The organism is Pseudomonas sp. NPDC089996, from assembly GCF_044748405.1.
In the GTDB taxonomy this organism is placed as follows: Bacteria; Pseudomonadota; Gammaproteobacteria; order Pseudomonadales; family Pseudomonadaceae; genus Aquipseudomonas.
This window is the reverse complement of the sequence record NZ_JBIVGA010000036.1, coordinates 1-2,991: the sequence shown is the minus strand read 5'-3', so window position 1 is coordinate 2,991 and position 2,991 is coordinate 1. Positions and strand designations below refer to the sequence as shown.

General features: G+C 57.1%; 4 protein-coding genes and 3 tRNA genes. All 7 read right to left on the bottom strand.

Going from position 1 to position 2,991, the window contains the following annotated elements; translation table 11 throughout:
- A partial coding sequence (locus tag ACIPW4_RS27205; protein WP_132579187.1) for a GTP-binding protein occupies positions 1–110 on the bottom strand: 110 nt, incomplete at its 3' end.
- Between the two features lie 79 nt (positions 111–189).
- A tRNA-Thr gene (locus ACIPW4_RS27200) sits at positions 190–265 on the bottom strand.
- 29 nt (positions 266–294) lie between these two features.
- Positions 295–368 (bottom strand) — tRNA-Gly (locus tag ACIPW4_RS27195).
- 24 nt (positions 369–392) lie between these two features.
- A tRNA-Tyr gene (locus ACIPW4_RS27190) sits at positions 393–476 on the bottom strand.
- Between the two features lie 153 nt (positions 477–629).
- The gene (locus ACIPW4_RS27185; protein WP_400663742.1) at positions 630–1,055 is read right to left on the bottom strand and encodes a hypothetical protein; all 426 of its coding nucleotides are present in this window, start codon (positions 1,053–1,055) and stop codon (positions 630–632) included.
- 7 nt (positions 1,056–1,062) lie between these two features.
- A complete protein-coding gene (locus ACIPW4_RS27180; RefSeq protein WP_400663740.1) occupies positions 1,063–1,812 on the bottom strand; it encodes a pantothenate kinase in 750 nt (249 codons plus the stop codon).
- Positions 1,802–2,761 carry a bifunctional biotin--[acetyl-CoA-carboxylase] ligase/biotin operon repressor BirA gene (gene birA, locus ACIPW4_RS27175; RefSeq protein ID WP_400663737.1) on the bottom strand — a complete coding sequence of 320 codons (960 nt, stop codon included), beginning with the start codon at positions 2,759–2,761 and terminating at the stop codon, positions 1,802–1,804. Before birA ends, ACIPW4_RS27180 begins: the two co-directional genes overlap by 11 nt.
- Between the last annotated feature and the right edge of the window lie 230 nt (positions 2,762–2,991).

Sequence of the window (2,991 nt, the reverse complement as noted above, 5' to 3'; positions counted from 1 at the left end):
GAGCAGACGCGAGTCAGAGCTGCGGTCAGAGTGGTCTTACCGTGGTCAACGTGGCCGATAGTGCCGACGTTAACGTGGGGAAGGGAACGATCAAACTTTTCCTTAGCCATCGATACAATCCTCCGCAGAAGAAAATAGTCTTACGCTGATAAAACAAAGGCAGATATTTTCATATCTGCCTTGTTTATATGGAGCTCTTGAGCGGACTTGAACCGCTGACCTCACCCTTACCAAGGGTGTGCTCTACCAACTGAGCTACAAGAGCGAAACACTTTGCGCAAAATCCTGCAAACTTGGAGCGGGTAGCGGGAATCGAACCCGCATCATCAGCTTGGAAGGCTGAGGTTCTACCACTAAACTATACCCGCGGAGCTTGCGGCTCTCGCTAAAACTGGTGGAGGGAGAAGGATTCGAACCTTCGAAGCTCTCGCAACGGATTTACAGTCCGTCCCCTTTGACCGCTCGGGAATCCCTCCAGATGTGGCCGGCATTCTATTTGTCTGCCGTCCCAGTGTCAAGCTTTTTTTCAAATTTTTTCAATCAAATCTGAAACTTAGCTGCTTTGACACCCGCTTCCAGTACTGCCACCTGAGTGGTGTTCCCTGTGAAGCGGGCGCCATTCTATCAAGCTATTCGCCAGTTGCAATACCCTGGCAGAAAATAATTTTATGTTTTAAGTCTTTGAAATCGTTGGAAAGAGTCTCAAGGACGTTTTGGTCCAGCAAACGCTCGCTTTCCGGGGAAATCTTCAGCCAGAGACCTTCAGCCCCCGGCAGCTGACCGGATACCGGTGCAGCATCGATATCCAGGCTCAACAAGCGCTGGCGCAGCGCGTCGAGCTGCTCGAGAGCGGTCAGGCCGCCCACTACCAAGCATTCGTCACGACGCCGAGCCGGTGCCGATGCCCCTGTTTCCTTGAGCAGGCGGATTTCTTGCTGGTTACCTTTGTACAGCGATAACGGAGCGACGTCCTTTGCCTTCAGCGGAGCTTCCTGCTGGTGCCAGACGTAATAGAAGACATTGAGCACCAGCAGCAACAGAAACAACCAACGCATAAGCACCTCAGTCCAGTGGGCAGGCCATTGCCAGGCCGACGAATACCAGGTCGGGGACTACCCTGCCCTGTGGCGCCGCTTCTCGCACCAGCGGCGCATCCCCACCCGTCAGGAATACGGTGAAATCGTCGCCCCACAGGGCCCGCGCCTGCTCAAGCTGGATGCGAGCAAAACCCTGCAGCATCAATACGCAACCGCGCTCTACCGCCTCTACCGTGGAGCGCCCTGGCGAAAGGCTGCTCAAGGCACGCTCGGCCGATGCGTCGTCATAGCGAATACGGCGGGTATGCGTCCGCAACTGGCTGCGCATCAAGGGCATGCCTGGGCAGATGTAGCCACCCAGGTGTTCGCCGTCTGCGGAAACGAAATCGGCCTTGGCTGCAGTGCCCAGGTCAATGACCAGGCATGCCCCCTTGGCAAGATGGAAGGCACCCAACACTGCAAGCCAGCGGTCCATGCCCAGGCGCTGGTGATCGTCATAACCATTGCGTACTCCAGCCATTTCCTGCGCCGGCTCTGCAACCCGGGCAGTGACGGCAAAAGCCTTGGCGATCAGCGCACAGAGGGCAGCGGTTTCTTCCTCGCTGCGCACGCTGACAATTCGGCAACCCGTTAGCCGCAAAGACACCAGAGCCGAGACTTCGTCTACCAGCGCCTGGTCGGAATCGACAATCCCGCCACCCACAATGGTGGCATCGGCGGCGTGAATGACACGCCACTTGATGAAGCTGTTACCGCAATCGAGCTCAAGAATCATCACGCAACCTCAAACTGAGCTCACCACCACTGAAGCTCTTTTCAACACCGTCGACCTCAAGGCGCAATCCGCCCTGCCCGTCCACACCCAGCACGGTACCATCGATGCGGGTGTTACCTGCGATCAGCGATACATTGCGCCCCTGCCAGAGATGCGCCTGCTCCCACTCTTCCTGGAACGCCGCGAAACCGTAGCGCCGGTGGCGGGCCAATTCATGTTGCAGCTGCTGGCTGAGCATGGCCACCAGACGATTGCGATCTATTGTCGCGCCCGTCTCACGTCGCATCGACGTCCATTGCTGATCGACCTGCTCATTGACCTGCATATTCACATTGATACCAATGCCAAGCACGACATGGCAGACGTCTGCAGGGTCGCCCACAAGCTCAAGGAGGATGCCGGTGATTTTTTGCCCACGAACCAGGACATCGTTGGGCCACTTCAACCCCACGTCCTTTACGCCAAGTGCCTGCAGCGTGCGCATCACAGCCAGACCAACCACAAGGCTGAGCCCCTCAAGCTGGCGCATGCCGCCGTCGACACGCAGGACCAGGCTGTAATAGAGGTTTTCGGCAAATGGACTGATCCACATGCGACCGCGGCGACCACGCCCGGCACTCTGACGCTCCGCCAGAACCAAAAACGGCGCCGATTGCCCTTCACTGGCAAGGCGCAGCCCTTCGGCGTTGGTCGAGTCGATGGTTTCGTGGATGACAACAGGCCAAGACTCGCCTTCGCTGAAGTCAGCGATCGTCTGCGCATCAAGCAAGCTCAGCGGCGCGGCCAACTGGTAACCACGCCCACGGACTTTATGAATGGTGAGGTTCAGCTCACCTTCCAGGTGTTGCAGCTGCTTCCAAACGGCGCTGCGACTCACCCCGAGGGCTGCGCCCAAGGCTTCTCCGGAATGGAACCGGCCATCCTTGAGGAGATTTAACAACTTCAGCATGCCAGTCTCGACTTGGAATAAGGCTGGCATGATAGCTATGGGTCGTTGGCTTGCATAGGAAAAGGGCTGCGGGCAATAGCTTGCAAGAGCGGGTTTCCCTGCGAAGCAAGCGACGCGGTGGCTTACGCCAGGCAGAAAGACAAAACCCCTACCTGCATGCGCAGATAGGGGTTTTGCGAAATGAATCTTGACGATGACCTACTCTCACATGGGGAAACCCCACACTACCA